This is a genomic window from Streptomyces sp. NPDC031225, from assembly GCF_055570355.1.
In genome coordinates this window covers 42,595-57,865 of sequence record NZ_JBVIHJ010000029.1, presented here as the reverse complement: position 1 = coordinate 57,865, position 15,271 = coordinate 42,595, and the positions used below count along the sequence as shown (strand labels likewise).

The 15,271-nt window shown below is 70.8% G+C and carries 16 protein-coding genes; 5 read left to right on the top strand and 11 right to left on the bottom strand.

The window, feature by feature from the left end:
* Nucleotides 1-64: 64 nt before the first annotated feature.
* Nucleotides 65-1,573 (top strand): APC family permease, encoded by a 1,509-nt coding sequence (locus ACZ48Z_RS37340; RefSeq protein ID WP_468740349.1) that lies wholly within the window; start codon nucleotides 65-67, stop codon nucleotides 1,571-1,573.
* A gap of 11 nt (nucleotides 1,574-1,584) precedes the next feature.
* Here the strand turns inward: ACZ48Z_RS37340 and ACZ48Z_RS37335 are convergent, their stop codons facing one another.
* The gene (locus ACZ48Z_RS37335) at nucleotides 1,585-2,073 is read right to left on the bottom strand and encodes a GbsR/MarR family transcriptional regulator (protein ID WP_468740348.1); all 489 of its coding nucleotides are present in this window, start codon (nucleotides 2,071-2,073) and stop codon (nucleotides 1,585-1,587) included.
* 74 nt (nucleotides 2,074-2,147) lie between these two features.
* Between ACZ48Z_RS37335 and ACZ48Z_RS37330 the strand changes: the two genes are divergently transcribed.
* From ACZ48Z_RS37330 to ACZ48Z_RS37320, 3 genes are read left to right on the top strand one after another with little or no spacing between them, the layout of a single operon-like run.
* Nucleotides 2,148-3,044, top strand: coding sequence for an ABC transporter ATP-binding protein (locus ACZ48Z_RS37330; RefSeq protein WP_468740347.1), 897 nt, complete (start codon nucleotides 2,148-2,150; stop codon nucleotides 3,042-3,044).
* Nucleotides 3,041-4,639, top strand: coding sequence for an ABC transporter permease (locus ACZ48Z_RS37325; RefSeq protein ID WP_468740346.1), 1,599 nt, complete (start codon nucleotides 3,041-3,043; stop codon nucleotides 4,637-4,639). Before ACZ48Z_RS37330 ends, ACZ48Z_RS37325 begins: the two co-directional genes overlap by 4 nt.
* A gap of 33 nt (nucleotides 4,640-4,672) precedes the next feature.
* Nucleotides 4,673-4,930 carry a hypothetical protein gene (locus ACZ48Z_RS37320; protein WP_468740345.1) on the top strand — a complete coding sequence of 86 codons (258 nt, stop codon included), beginning with the start codon at nucleotides 4,673-4,675 and terminating at the stop codon, nucleotides 4,928-4,930.
* Nucleotides 4,931-4,952: 22 nt separating this feature from the next.
* On the opposite strand, the gene ACZ48Z_RS37315 is transcribed toward ACZ48Z_RS37320, so the two are convergent.
* The 4 genes from ACZ48Z_RS37315 to ACZ48Z_RS37300 all read right to left on the bottom strand — a co-directional run bounded on the left by ACZ48Z_RS37315 (nucleotide 4,953) and on the right by ACZ48Z_RS37300 (nucleotide 7,837).
* The gene (locus tag ACZ48Z_RS37315; protein ID WP_468740344.1) at nucleotides 4,953-5,405 is read right to left on the bottom strand and encodes a DUF5707 domain-containing protein; all 453 of its coding nucleotides are present in this window, start codon (nucleotides 5,403-5,405) and stop codon (nucleotides 4,953-4,955) included.
* Between the two features lie 156 nt (nucleotides 5,406-5,561).
* A complete protein-coding gene (locus ACZ48Z_RS37310; protein WP_468740343.1) occupies nucleotides 5,562-6,776 on the bottom strand; it encodes a cytochrome P450 in 1,215 nt (404 codons plus the stop codon).
* A 9-nt stretch (nucleotides 6,777-6,785) separates the two neighbouring features.
* On the bottom strand, nucleotides 6,786-6,986 hold the full coding sequence (locus ACZ48Z_RS37305) for a DUF397 domain-containing protein (RefSeq protein ID WP_468740342.1): 201 nt from the start codon (nucleotides 6,984-6,986) through the stop codon (nucleotides 6,786-6,788).
* Nucleotides 6,986-7,837, bottom strand: a complete 852-nt coding sequence (locus tag ACZ48Z_RS37300; protein WP_468740341.1) for a helix-turn-helix domain-containing protein — start codon at nucleotides 7,835-7,837, stop codon at nucleotides 6,986-6,988. The genes ACZ48Z_RS37305 and ACZ48Z_RS37300 overlap by 1 nt, the downstream gene beginning before the upstream one ends.
* Nucleotides 7,838-8,055: 218 nt before the next feature.
* Here ACZ48Z_RS37300 and ACZ48Z_RS37295 point away from each other — a divergent pair, with 218 nt between their 5' ends.
* The gene (locus ACZ48Z_RS37295) at nucleotides 8,056-8,460 is read left to right on the top strand and encodes an ATP-binding protein (protein ID WP_468740340.1); all 405 of its coding nucleotides are present in this window, start codon (nucleotides 8,056-8,058) and stop codon (nucleotides 8,458-8,460) included.
* Nucleotides 8,461-8,612: 152 nt separating this feature from the next.
* On the opposite strand, the gene ACZ48Z_RS37290 is transcribed toward ACZ48Z_RS37295, so the two are convergent.
* From ACZ48Z_RS37290 to ACZ48Z_RS37265, 6 genes are all read right to left on the bottom strand, one after another.
* Nucleotides 8,613-9,278 carry a response regulator transcription factor gene (locus tag ACZ48Z_RS37290; RefSeq protein WP_468740339.1) on the bottom strand — a complete coding sequence of 222 codons (666 nt, stop codon included), beginning with the start codon at nucleotides 9,276-9,278 and terminating at the stop codon, nucleotides 8,613-8,615.
* The gene (locus ACZ48Z_RS37285) at nucleotides 9,275-10,645 is read right to left on the bottom strand and encodes a histidine kinase (RefSeq protein WP_468740338.1); all 1,371 of its coding nucleotides are present in this window, start codon (nucleotides 10,643-10,645) and stop codon (nucleotides 9,275-9,277) included. The genes ACZ48Z_RS37290 and ACZ48Z_RS37285 overlap by 4 nt, the downstream gene beginning before the upstream one ends.
* 91 nt (nucleotides 10,646-10,736) lie before the next feature.
* Nucleotides 10,737-11,411, bottom strand: a complete 675-nt coding sequence (locus ACZ48Z_RS37280; RefSeq protein WP_468740337.1) for a response regulator — start codon at nucleotides 11,409-11,411, stop codon at nucleotides 10,737-10,739.
* The gene (locus ACZ48Z_RS37275) at nucleotides 11,408-12,760 is read right to left on the bottom strand and encodes a sensor histidine kinase (protein WP_468740336.1); all 1,353 of its coding nucleotides are present in this window, start codon (nucleotides 12,758-12,760) and stop codon (nucleotides 11,408-11,410) included. Before ACZ48Z_RS37275 ends, ACZ48Z_RS37280 begins: the two co-directional genes overlap by 4 nt.
* Nucleotides 12,761-12,770: 10 nt before the next feature.
* Nucleotides 12,771-14,009 carry an acyltransferase family protein gene (locus ACZ48Z_RS37270; protein ID WP_468740419.1) on the bottom strand — a complete coding sequence of 413 codons (1,239 nt, stop codon included), beginning with the start codon at nucleotides 14,007-14,009 and terminating at the stop codon, nucleotides 12,771-12,773.
* A gap of 1 nt (nucleotide 14,010) precedes the next feature.
* Nucleotides 14,011-14,916, bottom strand: coding sequence for an alpha/beta hydrolase (locus ACZ48Z_RS37265; RefSeq protein WP_468740335.1), 906 nt, complete (start codon nucleotides 14,914-14,916; stop codon nucleotides 14,011-14,013).
* Nucleotides 14,917-15,271 lie beyond the last annotated feature (355 nt).

Below are 15,271 nucleotides of genomic sequence, written 5' to 3'. Positions count from 1 at the left end.
ACTCATTCGGCCTACAGAGTTCCGGTTCGACACACAGTGAACGGGCAAGGAGAGGGGCCATCCGATGGCAGTGGACGAAGGAGTCGCCCCGGCGACGGACACGGACGGGGACGGCTCGGTCCACCGACTGAAGGCCAACGCCGTGGGCCTGCTCGGGGTGGTCTTCATGGCCGTGGCGACCGCCGCGCCGATCACCGCCATGACCGGCAACGTGCCCTTCATGGTGTCCTCCGGCAACGGCATCGGGGCCCCGGCGAGCTACCTCGTCGCAATGGTCGTCCTGGCAATCTTTTCCGTCGGCTTCACCTCGATGGCGAAGCACATCACCTCGACGGGCGCCTTCTACGGCTTCATCTCCTACGGCCTCGGCCGCACCGTCGGCCTGGCCTCGGGACTGCTCGCCACCTTCGCGTACGTCGTCTTCGAACCGGCGCTCATCGGTATCTTCTCCACGTTCGCGACGGGGACGCTGAAGGACCAGACGGGGCTCCACATCCCGTGGTGGGCGTTCGCGATCCTGATGCTCGCGATCAACGCGATGGGCACCTGGTTCGGCATCTCGGTCGCCGAGAAGCTCCTCGTCGTCCTGCTCGCCACCGAGGTGACGATCCTCGCCGCGATGGCGATCTCGGTCGCCTTCCACGGCGGCGGCCCGAACGGCTTCAGCCTCGACCCGGTCAACCCCGTCAACGCCTTCAAGGGCACCTCCGCCGGACTCGGCCTCTTCTTCGCCTTCTGGTCGTGGGTCGGCTTCGAGTCGACGGCGATGTACGGCGAGGAGTCCCGCAACCCGAAGAAGATCATCCCCAAGGCGACGATGATCTCCGTCCTCGGCGTCGGCGTCTTCTACGTGTTCGTCTCCTGGATGGCCATCTCGGGCACCGGCGAGTCGAACGCCGTCAAGGTCGCCACCGCCAACCCCCTCCAGCTCTTCTTCGGGCCGACCGAGCAGTACGTCGGCCACTGGGCCGTCGACGTCATGCAGTGGCTGATGATCACCGGCTCGCTGGCCTGCGGCATGGCCTTCCACAACTGCGCCGCCCGCTACATGTACGCGCTGGGCCGCGAGGGCGTCCTGCCCTCGCTGAAGAACACGGTCGGCCGCACCCACGCCCGGCACGGCTCGCCGCACATCGCGGGCCTGGTGCAGACCGTCGTGACGGGACTCCTGCTCCTCGCCTTCGCGGCGGCGGGCAAGGACCCGTACAACGGCACGTACGTCCTGCTCGCCATCCTCGGCACCATGGCGATCCTGATCGTCCAGGCCGTGTGCTCCTTCGCGGTGCTGGCGTACTTCCGCACGCACCACCCGGAGAGCCGCCACTGGTTCAAGACGTTCACCGCCCCGCTGGTCGGCGGTGTCGCGATGCTCGCCGTGGTCGTCCTGCTGGTGTCCAACATGGGAGCTGCGGCCGGTACGGAGTCGGGTTCCCTCGTCCTGAAGGCCACGCCGTGGCTGGTCGCGGCGGTCGCGGCACTGGGCATCGGGTACGCGCAGTACCTGAAGCGACGCTCACCGGAACGGTATCTGCTGCTGGGGCGGACGGTCCTGGAGGAGACCAAGGAGCGGTAGCCCCTCAACTCCTAGTCGCCGAAAAGCTGTTGGCGGTGCACCCGCCACCGCTCCATCATGGCCGCGACCTCGCCCTCGACGAACTCGAAGAAGGCGAGCGTCTCGGCCATACGGCGTCCCGCGGGCGTGTCGGCGCCGAGGCTGCTGACACCCTCGCGCAGGGCGACCTCCCACCGCTTGAGGACTGCCTCACGGTTGGTCAGGGCCTCGTACCACTGGTCACCGTGCACCCGGTAGCGCTCGCGGCGTGAACCGGGCTCCCGCTCGCGCGAGACCATGTGCGTCTGAGCGAGATAGCGCACCGCACCGGAGACCGCGGCGGGGCTGATCCGCAGCTGCTCGCCCAGTTCGGCGGAGGACATGGTGCCCTCGTCGGAGGACAGGAGCGCGGCGAAGACCCGGGCCGGCATGCGCTGCATCCCGGCTTCGACGAGCTGTGCGGCGAAGCTCTCCACGAACTTCGAGACCGCCTCCTGGTCACGCCCCACCGCATCCGTCATGGCCACCACCCTAACGGGGCTTCATACACTTCCTTAACTTCACAAATTTCTGAAAGAAGCGTACGTTCCGAAGTATGACGAAGGCAATCAGCGTCTCCGGACTCCACAAGTCGTTCGGCGGCACCCACGCCCTCGACGGCCTCGACCTGGACGTCGAGACCGGTGAGGTGCACGGCTTCCTCGGCCCCAACGGCGCCGGCAAGTCCACCACCCTCCGCGTCCTGCTCGGCCTGCTGCGCGCCGACTCCGGAGCCGCGCAGGTGCTGGGCTGCGACCCGTGGACGGACACGGTCGAGGTGCACCGACGCATCGCCTACGTCCCCGGGGACGTGACGCTGTGGCGGAACCTGTCGGGCGGCGAGGTCATCGACCTGTACGGCCGTCTCCGCGGCGGCCTCGACCCGGCGCGCCGCGCCGAGCTGGTCGAACGCTTCGAGCTGGACCCCACGAAGAAGGGCCGCACCTACTCGAAGGGCAACCGCCAGAAGGTCGCCCTGGTCGCCGCGTTCGCCTCGGACGTGGACCTGCTGATCCTGGACGAGCCGACGTCGGGCCTGGATCCGCTGATGGAGGCGGTCTTCCGGCGCTGCGTCGAGGAGGAGCGCGACCGCGGCCGTACCGTCCTGCTGTCGTCGCACATCCTCAGCGAGGTCGAGGAACTCTGCGACCGCGTCAGCATCATCCGGCGCGGCCGCACGGTGGAGTCGGGTTCACTGGCCGAGCTGCGCCACCTCACCCGGACCAGCATCACGGCCGAACTCGCGGGCGCCCCCAACGGGTTGGCGCGGCTGCCGGGCGTCCACGACCTCGACGTACAGGGCAATCGGGTCCGGCTGCAGGTGGACACGGACAAACTCGACCCGGTGCTACGGCAGTTGACCGACTCGGGCGTGCGCTCGCTGACGTCGACACCTCCGACGCTGGAGGAACTGTTCCTCCGTCACTACCAGGAGGAGGGGGCCGCGTCATGACCTCCCTCGCGGGCACGGGAGTGCTGCTGCGCTTCAACCTCCGCCGCGACCGGCTGATGATCCCGGTGTGGGTGGCGGTGAACGCCCTCATGGTCCTGTCCATGCCGAACACCCTCAGGGGCCTGTACGGCACCGAGGCCGAGCGCACCGACCTGCTCCACCAGGTAGCCACCAACTCCTCCTTGCGCGCGCTGATCGGCCCCGTCTTCGACGACTCCCTCGGCGCCCTCACCGCCTGGCGCGTCGGCGTCTACGCGGGCGCGCTCGCCGCCGTCACCGGTCTCCTGGTCGTCGTACGCCACACCCGTGACGAGGAGGAGAGTGGCCGGCACGAGCTGATCGCCTCGGGGGCGGTGGGCCGCCGTGCCTCGCTGACGGCGGCGCTGCTGGCGGCGGCCGTGGCGAGCGGGGTGCTGGCGCTGCTGGTGACTGCGGGTCTGGCGGGCCAAGGCACCGCGGGAGCAGTCGCGTTCGGTCTCGGCCTCGGAGCCGTGGGGATGCTCTTCGCCACCATGGCCGCGATCGTGGCGCAGCTGACGGAGAGCGCGCGGCTGGCGAGGGGGCTGACCGCTGGCGTGCTGGGCACGGCCTTCGCACTGCGGGCGGCGGGCGACTCGGCGTCGGTTGGGGGCACCTCCCAGGCTTTCGGCTCTGGGGGAGGCTCGTCCGTCCTGACCTGGCTGTCGCCTCTCGGGTGGCTGTCGCAGCTGCGTGCCTTCGCGGGCGAACGCTGGTGGGTACTGGGGCTGTTCGCAGCGGCGATCGCGGCACAGGGCGTGCTGGCCTATGTGCTGGCGGGCCGCAGGGACGCGGGCATGAGCTTCGTGGCGACGCGCCCGGGACCACCCTTCGGCCGGCTGGGCACGGCGGGCGCCCTGGCCTGGCGGCTCCAGCGGGGCAGTGTGCTCGGCTGGTCGATCGGCTTCTTCCTCGCCGGGGTGGTCTACGGCGGCCTCACCGACGGCGTGGCCGGCCTGGTCGGCGACAACGAGAAGGCCCGCGAGATCTTCGAGCGGATGGGCGGGCAGTCCGGCATCACGGATGCCTTCCTCGCCTCGATGACCGGGATGCTGGGGCTGGTGGCCGCGCTGTACGTCGTCGCGTCGGTACTGCGACTGCACGGCGAGGAGACCTCGATGCGGGCGGAACCACTGCTGGCGAACGCGGTGGGGCGGCTGAGGTGGGCTCTGGGGCACCTTGTGATCGCCTTCGGCGGCGCGGTGCTCATCATGCTGCTCGCGGGCCTCGGCCTCGCCGTGGGCTACGGCAAGGAGGTCGGCCCGGTCCTGGGCGCGTGCCTGGTGCAGGTGGCCGCGGTGTGGGTGGTCGGCGGACTGGCGGTCCTGCTGTACGGCCTGGCCCCACGGCTGGCTCCCCTTTCCTGGGGAGTCGCCGGGGCGGTGCTGCTGATCGGCTGGGTGGGCCCAGCCCTGGACGTCCCCCAACCGGTCCTGGACCTCTCCCCCTTCGGCCACCTGCCGAAGCTGCCGGGCGGCGGGATGGAGTGGGGACCGGTGCTGGTGCTGCTCGCGCTCGCGGCGGTGCTGGTGGCAGGAGGCCTCGCGGGACTGCGACGACGGGACCTGACGACCTGAACCGCAGGCCCGGGCCCGCGCGTCCCTCCCGTCATGAAGTGGAATGCGGACGGCCTGACCTGCGGGGGCTGCGCGCTGTCGGCGGCGGGGGCGATCACGGCCCCGGCGCTGTGGCTGTCCACACCCCGCACCCAACGCCGCCTGGGCGGCAGCTTCGAGAACGAGGGCATGGATCCCACGGTCCTGCTCACGGAACTGCCGTTCATGGTGTTGGCCGGAGCCTTCCTGCCGCTTCTGGTCCTCACCCTGCTGGTGCGGCTGGTGGGCCGACGACGGCCCCGCGAGGACTGACCGGGCAGCTTTGCCCGCGCCATCAGGCCACCGTGAAGTCGGCGGCCTTGGTGTCCAGGGTCGTGGCGCCGTCCTTGGCGGTGACCAGGACGGCCACGTGCCACAGACCGCGCGGGGAGTCCTCGGCGTCGGCGCGGGTGACGGCGGCCTTGTAGGTGCACCGCTCGCTGTCGCCGCCCGAGGGCTTGCAGACGGCCGACTCGACATTGGCCATGTCCTTGGCCGTCAGCCCCTTCTTCGCGAAGGACGAGTTCGCGGGCCACGCCAGCACCTTCACGCTCTTGACGTCGGAGGACGCCGTGACATCGGTGGTGAAGCTCAACGAACCGTCACGGTCGGCCGCGGGAGCCGTGTAGCGGGCCGTGCTGTGCGCCAGCGCCGGCGACTGGTCCCCGGCGTAGGCGAAGGCGAAGGCACCGGCACCACCGAGGACGACGACACCGGCAGCAACGGAAACAGCGATACGACGCGACATGAGAAATTCCCCCGCAGGTTCAGTTGGATCCCATCGGCGCTCTTGGCGGCGCCGTGCGTCCAATACTGGTCGCGCAGCGAGCGCCGGGTATGAGCACGCGTACTCAACTGCAGCCTGAGTAACGGCCGTTGCAGCCTGAGGAATCACTTCGCCCGGTCAGCCGCGGGACGCGGTGTCGACGCGCAGCCCCTCCAGTCCGCGGATCACGAAGTTCGGCTTGCGCTGCGGCTCCGCCGCCAGGGTCAGCGTCGGGGCCTTCTCCAGCAGGGCCGTCATGGAGGCCGCCAGTTCGATACGGGCCAGGGGGGCGCCGATGCAGTAGTGGATACCGGCGCTGAAGGAGATGTGCGGGTTGTCCGAGCGGGTGAGGTCGAGGTGCTCGGGGTTCTGGAACACCGCGGGGTCGTGGTTGGCGGCGCCGAAGAGCATGGCGATCTCGGCGCCCCTCGGGATCGTCGTCCCGTCGACCTCGATGTCGTCCAGCACCCAGCGTTCGAAGAGCTGGAGCGGGGTGTCGTAGCGCATGAGCTCCTCGACGGCCCGCGGGACCAGGGAGTGGTCCGCGCGCAGGACGGCCAGTTGCTGCGGGTTGCGGAACAGGGCGTACCAGCCGTTGACCGTGGCGTTCACGGTGGCCTCGTGGCCCGCGTTGAGCAGCAGGACGCAGGTGGAGATCATCTCCTGCTCGGTGAGCCGGTCACCCTCGTCGTGGGCGGCGATGAGCCCCGAGATCAGATCGTCCCCGGGTTCCTCGCGCCGCTCGGCGATCAGCTCCCGCAGGTACTCGGAGAACTCGACCGACGCCCGCACCGCCCTCGCCGCCACGTCCTCCGCCGGGCTCAGCTCGTACATCCCGCAGATGTCGGCCGACCAGGGCCGAAGCGGCGCCCGGTCCGACTCCGGGATGCCCAGCATCTCGGCGATCACCGCGACGGGGAGCGGCTCGGCCACATCGGTGAGCAGATCGCCGCCGCCCTCCGCGACGAGCCGGTCCACCAGCTCGCCGGCCAGCTTCGTCACGTACGGCTTGAGCTGCTCGACCGTACGCGGCGTGAACGCCTTCGACACCAGTCGCCGGATCCGGGTGTGATCCGGCGGCTCCAGGTCGAGCATCCCGTGGTCGTTGAGCGTGTGGAACGGCTCGTGCGCGGCGGGCGGCGCGGTCCGCCCGAAGTCCTCGTGCGTGAACCGGTGCTGATACGTCCGCCCGAGCCTGCGGTCCCTGAGCAGCGCGGAGACGTCCGCGTGGTGCGGGACGAGCCACTGGTTCGTCGGCTCGAAGTACTGCACCCGGCCCTTGGCACGCAGCTCGGCGTAGGCGGGGTACGGGTCGGCGAGGAAGGCCGGGTCCCAGGGATCGAAGGCGGTCATGCGGGGACGCTAGCCGCTGATGGGGGCGTCTGACCAGGGGTGTTCCTTCAGGTGGTCGATCAGGGCGGTGAACGACGCCTCCGGGAAGGAGAGCGAGCCACGGGAGGGGGCCTTGGAGTCGCGAACGGCTATTCGGGCGAGGAGGGTGGCGATCTCGACGCAGGTGTCGCCGTCGCCGCCACCCGAGTGCGTGGACTTACGCCAGTGCATCACAGCTCCTTTTTCAGGCGGTGGATGAAGTCCCGCGACGCAACGGGTTCCAGCGACGCTGCCTGCATCTTAAGGAAGAGTGTTCGAAGCTGTTTCAGCTGAGCCTCCGCGTCGATGAACGCGACTCCGGTGGGAGCGTCCCGAAGGCCGGTGTCCAATCGGGGCACGGGGCCACCGACGTACATCATCGAGATCCCGGCACCGCCAAAGCCGTCCTGGTCGATCGGAATGACCCGCACGGTGGCATATCCCTGCTCGATCTGATCGAGGATCTGCTCCAGTTGAGCACGACAGACGCTGCGGTCCGCCACACGGGTACGGAGCGCGAACTCGTGGATGAGCGTCTCGTACGGCGTCGGATCGTCACCCTCGATGACAGCGCGCCGCCTGATCCGGTGCTCCACCCGAGGCGTCAACTCGCTCTCGGGCAGACCGGGATGCACGTACGTGTAGACCGCCCGGGCGTAGTCGGCGGTCTGTAGCAACCCTGGAACGTACGTGATCACGACCTCCCGCAGGAAGGTCGCATGATGCTCGGCCTCGGCGGTGTCCTGGAACACCGAAGGCAGCACCCCCCGGTACTCCTCCCACCAACCACGCGTACGGTCGGTTGCCATGGCCACGAGGGCATCGATCAACGCCTCGTCGGTGCAGGCGTAGTGAGCCGCGAGGCGCCGGACCCGCTCCTCGCTGACGCCTGCGAAGCCCAGCTCCACCTGGCTTATCTGTGTTGAGGTCGAGTTCAGCAACCCAGCCACCTCACGCGCCTTCAGGCCCGCCGCCTCCCGCAGTCGACGCAGCTCTGCACCCAGTCGTAGCTGCCGTGCCGTGGCGTGACTCCTCGGCGCCATGCACCCTCCTCAACGGCCCTGTCGCCATGCCTCTTTGGAGCGTCAGGGTAGCCAATCACTTACCCCAGGAACAATTGTTGCTCTACCGTCGGTGACGCGACGCACACACTGCGGAACCCCGGGGTACCGGAAGCGCACCGCCCCGTCCTGCCACGACGGGCGCGACACTGCCACCGCCGGCCGACCGCAACCCCCCACCACCCGAACGGAGTTGCCGCATGCCCGAACCCTGGGAGTACGTGCTCCACATCCCCAACGACCCCCGAGCCGTCACCGTCTGCCGCCGCACCCTCCGCCTGATCCTGACCATGCACGGCCTGATCACCCTGGTCGACACGGCGGAGCTCCTCGCCACCGAGCTGGTCTCCAACGCCGTGCTCCACACCAAGGGCCCCGCCGCCCTACGGATCCGCTGGTCGCCTCCCGGCACCCTCCGCCTCGGCGCGTGGGACGCGGACCCCGGGCCGCCCGAGCCACCGGGCCCGCTGGCCCACCTCACCGACGCCGAGAACGGCCGCGGCCTCGCCCTGGTCCGCGCCTGCGCCGACCTGTGGGGCTGGCAGCCGTCGTCCAGAAACGGCAACCGAGGCAAGTACGTCTGGTGCGAACTGGCCGCCGCCTGAGTCGGCCGGACTGCCCAGGCCGTCGTGGGGACTGGAGGGTTGGGGACACCCACGGCCCCCATAAGGCCTGGCAGCAACCCCCAAACCTGGCCCAAAAGCTCCAATCGCCACCTTGAGCGTCACCGTGCGCCCGTCCTCACCGGGTCGGGTCGTCAGCCCGGCGTCACCAGCCGAGCCTCGTACGCGAACACCGCCGCCTGGGTCCGGTCCCTGAGACCCAGCTTGACCAGAACTCGGCTGACGTGGGTCTTGATCGTCGACTCCGCGACCATCAGGCGCTCGGCCATCTCGGAGTTCGACAGGCCCTGGGCGATGAGGATCAGTACCTCCGTCTCGCGGTCGGTCAGGTCGCCGTAGGCCGTGTGGGCCGAGGGGACGAGGCGGGGGGACTCGGAGAGTTTGGCGAACTCCGTGATCAGGCGCCGGGTGACCGAGGGCGCGAGGAGTGCCTCGCCGGAGGCCACCACCCTTACTCCGTCGGCGAGTTGACGGGCCGAGGCGTCCTTCAGGAGGAAGCCCGAGGCTCCCGCGCGCAGCGCCTGATAGACGTACTCGTCGAGGTCGAAGGTCGTCAGGACCAGAACCTTCGCCGAGCCGTCCGCCGCGACGATCTCCCTCGTCGCCTCGATGCCGTTCAGCTCGGGCATACGGATGTCCATCAGCACCACGTCGGGGGCGAGTTCACGGACCCGGTCCACCGCCTCCCGGCCGTTGACGGCCTCGCCGACCACCTCGATACCCGGCATCGCGTTCAACAGCACCGAGAAGCCCTCGCGGACCATCATCTGGTCGTCCGCGACCAGGACCCGGATCGTCATGCCGCGTCCCCGTCACTGAACGGCACCGGCAGGAACACCGTCACCTCGTACCCTCCCTCGTCCGTGGGGCCCGCCGTCATCTCGCCGTTCAGCATGGAGACCCGCTCCCGCATGCCGGTGATGCCGTGCCCCGCTCCGGGCGAGGGCTTCACCAGCGACGACCAGGGCAGCGGGCCGTTGACTATGCGCAGGCCCAGGCCGCCGAGAACGTACCCGATCTCGACCCGCGCGCTCGCCCCGGGGGCGTGACGCAGGGTGTTGCTCAGGGCCTCCTGGACGATCCGGTACGCCGACAGCTCGACGCCCTGCGGGAGTTCGCGCACCGCTCCGGTCAGCGCCTTGTCGACGATCAGACCGGCTTCCCGCACATTGGCGAGCAGCGCGTCCAGGTCGGCCAGGGTGGGCTGTGGGGCGTCGGGCGCCTCGTAGTCCTCGGCGCGGACCACTCCCAGGACTCGGCGCAGCTCGGTGAGGGCCGCCACCGCGTTCTCCCGGATGGTGGCGAACGCCTTCTCCAGCTCCGGGGGCGGGTTCTCCACCCGGTAGGGCGCGGCCTCCGCCTGGATGGCGACGACCGACATGTGGTGAGCCACCACGTCGTGCAGCTCGCGCGCGATGGTCGTGCGCTCCTCCAGGAGCGTGCGGCGGGAACGCTCGTGCGCGGTCACCGTCTGCTGGGCGGTCACCGTCTGCTCGGCGTCCCGGCGTATGTGCCAGACGGTGATGGCGAGCAGCGGCAGGGCCGACACGAACAGCAGCTCCATGGTGTTGGAGCGGTAGTAGTGCACCCCGTTGGGGAGGCTTTCCCAGAGCAGGCCGTACACCCCGGTCAGCAGCCACATCCAGGCCGCGGTGCGCGGGCGGGTACGGATGGCCACCACCGTGAGCACCACGAGGTGGCTGGCGAAACTGCCGGCCATCCACGGCCACTCGTCGCTCGCGCCGTTCAGCAGTTGGTAGGTGAGCGCGGTCCCGCCGAACGACAGCCAGAAGGCGAGCACCGGCCGCACCATGGTCAGCAGGACCGGAACGACGGCGAGCACACCGACGAAGAAGTTGGTGACCGCGTCCTGCCCCCAGTTGTCCGAGGCGATGAGCATCGAGAGCAGCCCGGCCGCGGTGATCAGCGCATGGGGTGTCCAGGCCGCGTACTCCCGCAGCCGGCCGGACAGCTGGCGGGAGAGCCCCTTGTCGAGGCGGCTGGGGAGCAGCGGCCGGTAGGCGAAGGCCTCGCCGACCAGGTCGTGCCGCAGCCCGCGCAGGGCTTTCACGGCGACCCTGAGCTCCGGGCTGCGGGGCTCGTCCGCGTCGTACTCCCCGCTGCCGTACTGCGGAAGTGTCATATGAGTCTCGGTCGTCTCGGTCACGTTCAAAACGGTAGGTGTGAGCCGGGGTCCACGTCGTCACCAGTGAGAGGGGTCCTTCCGCCTCCCCCTCAAGTACTACGGGTACAGCGGGTCAGTACCCCGAGGGCCGCACCAGCCCCGACTCGTACGCGAACACCGCCGCCTGTGTCCGGTCCCTGAGGCCGAGCTTCACCAGGATGCGGCCGACGTGGGTCTTCACCGTCTGCTCGGCCACCACGAGGCGAGAGGCGATCTCCGCGTTCGACAGTCCCTGCGCGATCAGGGCGAGGACCTCCGTCTCCCGCTCGGTCAGCTCGCCCACCCGGCTCTTGAGGGGGGCCCGGGGCCGGTCGTCGAGGCGGGAGAACTCGGCGATCAGCCGGCGGGTGATGCCGGGCGCGAGCAGCGCGTCCCCGGCCGCCACGACCCGCACCGCCTCCGCGAGCTGCTCCGCGGAGGCATCCTTCAGCAGGAACCCGGACGCACCCGCCCGCAACGCCTCGTAGACGTACTCGTCGAGGTCGAACGTGGTCAGCACGAGGACCCTTATCTCCGGGCGCTCGCCCGTGATGCGGCGGGTTGCCTCGATGCCGCCCAGCTCGGGCATGCGGATGTCCATGAGGACCACGTCCGGGACGAGTTCGGCGACCTTGGCGATGGCGTCCAGGCCGTCGACCGCCTGCCCGACCACCTCGATGCCGGGCTGGGCACCCAGCAGCACGCTGAAGCCCTGCCGGACCATCTGCTGGTCGTCGGCGATCAGTACACGGATGGGGCTGCTCGTCATACGGTGCCGTCCTTGGAGTCACTGGCCTGGTCGGGGCCGCCCGGGGGCGACGTCGGAAGATACGCGGCCACCTCGTAGCCGCCGTCGGGCAGGGGGCCCGCACGCAGGGTGCCGCCGAGCATCGCGGCCCGCTCCCGCATGCCGAGCAGTCCGTGCCCCGCGCCCGGTGAGGCCGCGACGCTGCGCAGGGGGCGGGAGTTGGCGATCCGCACGTCCACCCCGTGCAGATAGTGCACGAGCCTGACGGAGGCGGTCGCGCCGGGCGCGTGACGCAGGACGTTGCTCAGGGCCTCCTGCACGATCCGGTACGCCGACAGCTCCACACCGGACGGCAACGGCCGCCGTGTGCCCTGTACGTCGACCTGGACGCTCAGTCCGGCCGCCCGGATGTTCTCCACCAGCGCGTCGAGCCGGTCGAGGGTGGGCTGCGGGGTGTGCGGGGCGGTCCCGGTGCCCGGCCGGTCCACGGGGTCCGGGGCGTCGGGGTCCTCGGAGCGCAGCACGCCCAGCACCCGGCGCAGCTCGGTCAGTGCCTCCAGCGCGTTCTCCCTGATGCCGGCGAGGTTCTCCCGGAGCTCCTCGGACGGGTTCTCGACGAGGTGCGGGGCCACCTGCGCCTGGATCGAGATGACGGACATGTGGTGGGCGACGACGTCGTGCAGCTCGCGCGCGATACGGCTGCGCTCCTCCAGGAGGGTGCGGCGGGCCCGCTCCTCCGCGGTGAGCGTGGTCTGCCGGCCGAGCTCCGCGCGGGCCTCGCGGCGGCCTCGCAGGGCTGTGCCGAGGACCACGACGACCGCGGAGAGGCAGAGGGCGACGACCCCGGTGGACTGGTAGTTCGACGCACCCCACACGCCCTGGAGGACGTAGGTGACCAGCACGGTGATCGTCAGCACCTCGGCGGACACCCGAGTGGGTACCCGCAGCCCGACGAGCAACAGGACGAAGAGGTGCGCGATGATCCCGGCCGTGGTCCAGGGCCAGGTGAAGGTGATCCCCGGCTCCATGGCCAGTCGGCCGTGCAGTGCGATGGCTCCGGACACGGTGGCACCGATCGACAGCCACCATGCGGGAATCGGCCGCCACAGCGCGAGCGCGACGGCAGCGCCATGGGCGACGCCGATCAGGAAGGCAAGTGTGAAGCCCAGGTGCCCGTTGTCATAGAGCTCCGCCATGCCGCTCACCGTGATGACCACCGCCACCAGGCACACCACGCCGTGCGGCAGCCAGCGCAGCCACACCGAAGGGGGCAACGGATCGGCCCGGAGTGTGCACAGGTCCTCGCGCAGCACGTGCAGCCACCGCCGGACGCGGTCGGCCACCACCCGCTGGATCCTCGTCTCCGTCACGCCGCCCACCCTAGGCACGACGCGCCTCCTTCGCCGGGGCCTGATCGGTACGCCGGTGGACCCGGATCACCCGTGACGCTCGGCCCGCGATCCTGCGCGGCCCCTGCTCAAAGGACCGGAAGGCCGCCCAGCAGACCGTCAGGACGACAGCGAACACCGGGAGCCAGGCCAGCCGGGCCGCCACCCAGCCCAGGCCGTCGGGCACGGTGTGCAGACCGGGAAGACGGCCCACAGCGAGGCCGGTGGCCGTGGTGGCCATCAGCGCGGTCTGGTGCCACAGGAAGACCGTCATCGCGGAGAGGTTGACCAGCGCCACCGCCGCCCAGGCCAGCGGGCGCCGCATGCCGCGGCGCAGCCGGTCGCGCAGCAGCAGGGCGAGGCCGCACTGAGCCAGGCCGAAGGTGACCGCGGCCAGCGTCGGCGGGTTCAGGTTGGAGACCTGGGTGCCCGGCACCCCGACCATCGACGCCGGATACCCCGCCCACGCGACGAGCACCGCGGTCACCACCGCACCGCCGCCGAGCAGCAGCCATCCCGCGCGCCGCCCCTCCAGCTCGCCCCGTGTCCAGGCCGCGCCCAGGGTGTACGGCACCAGCCAGCCGGCCGCCAGGTTCACCCAGCCGAGCCAGTCCGGGCCGCCGAGCCCGAAGCGCACGATGTCCACGTGCAGGACGACGGCCAGCGGCCACAGCGGGTGGAGCCGCCGCAGCAGCGGGGTCGCCGCCGTCAGCGCGGCGAAGACCAGAAGAAACCACATCGGGGACAGGGCGAGCTTGACCAGGGTGCGGACCGTGCCGAACGGGACGCCGTTCAGCAGCAGGGCCGCCGCGGCCACCGTCCACAGCGCCAGGACTGCGGCTACCGGCTTGAACAGCCGCACCATGCGCCCCTTCAGCCACTGCCCGTAGGTCGTCCCACGCGCGCGTGCCGAGGTGTAGCCGCGTGTCGCCACATGGCCGCCCACCAGGAAGAACACGGCCAGTGTCTGGAAGGCCCAGGAGATCGGGGCCAGCCACGGCATGTGCTGCAACGGGCTCGCGGCGTGCAGGGCACCGCCGTCGGCGACCAGGGCCGTCACCAGCCAGTGGCCGAGGACCACGCCGAGGATCGCGAAGGCGCGCAGGGCGTCCACGGCACGGTCCCGCCCTCCGGGTGTCGCCGTGTCGATCCGGGCGACGGCCCGGCGTATGCCGTCCGCGCTCCGGCGTATGGCGTCGCGCACGCCGCCCCGGGGGTGGTGGGTCTCGATCTCAGGCACGGGTCACCTCCGCGGTGTCTCCGAGGACGATCCGGGCGAGGTTGGTCAGGGAGACCGAGCCCGGGGTGAAGTAGTCGCTGTGACCGCCCTCGCCGGCGGCGAAGACGCGCGCGCCGAAGGCCGGGGAGACCGGGTCGGTGCCGAAGCCGACGGTGACGCCGAAGACGTCGGTCCTGACGTGCGGTACCTCCGCGACCCAGTCGTCCTTGCCTCTGGCCGCCCAGACCCGGGCCGGGGTGTGCAGCCCGGTCACGGTGTCCGTGCCGGTGCCGGGGCTGCCGACCAGGGCCAGGTCGTCGATGTCCAGGTGGGCTGCGGCTCGGGCGCAGACGACGGTGCCGTAGGAGTGGCACAGGAGGGAGACGGTCGCCCGGGGGCCGACGATGCCGTGCAGTGCGCGTATGAACTCCCGCAGCCGGGGGGCTGCTTCGTCGGCCCGGTCCGTGGTGAGGACCGTGGTGCTGATCGTGTCCGGGGTGCGGTAGCCGAGCCAGGCGACCACCGCGGTGCGGGTGCCCTGAGGGGCCGTCCTTGTGAGGTGGCGGTGGAGGGCCTCCGCGGCCGCCAGGAAGCGGGGGTAGGTGTCCAGGGACGTGTCGGAGCCGGGGACCAGGACGGCCACGTGGTCGGCGTCGGCGAGGTCACCGAAGACCTCGCTCGCCCGGCCGGGGCCCCGGCCGTCGAAGGTGAGGAGGTGCCGGGCGGGCTCGGCCATCTCCCGGTCCGCCTCGGCACGGTGGGCGTCGCCGTGGGCCGCGGCCATGTCGGCGGCCTCGGCGGCGTTGGCCCTGTTGGCGGCGTAGACACCGGTGAGGGTGGAGGCGGTGACCGCCGGGAGGGCGGCAGGCTTCGGGGCGGGGATCTCCGGGTCGGCCGCGGCGGAGAGAGGGGCCACCACCGCGGTGACGATGAGGCTCGCGAGAAGGGCTCGGCGCCATCTGTGGGTCCGGCGGCGTGGGCGTTCCCCTCGCTCCTCCCACGCGTGGTCCCGCGCGTCCCCGCGCCCCTCGCGCCGGCCCCTCCGGATGCTCCCCACGTCGTCGCCCCTCCCTGTCCGCCCGGCCATCGGGCGTGTCTGGAAAGGAAGTTACGGAGCAGCGCCTGTCGTCCGCGTCACGCCGGGGAGCTCTTCTGAGTCGTAGCTCTCAGGTACTACGGGTATCACCGGGAGGGGCTGCAACGTGCGCCGCGAGACGCCTCTGAGGCTATGTCGCGACGGGCGCGGGAAGCCTCGGAGCGTACGTCGCGACGGG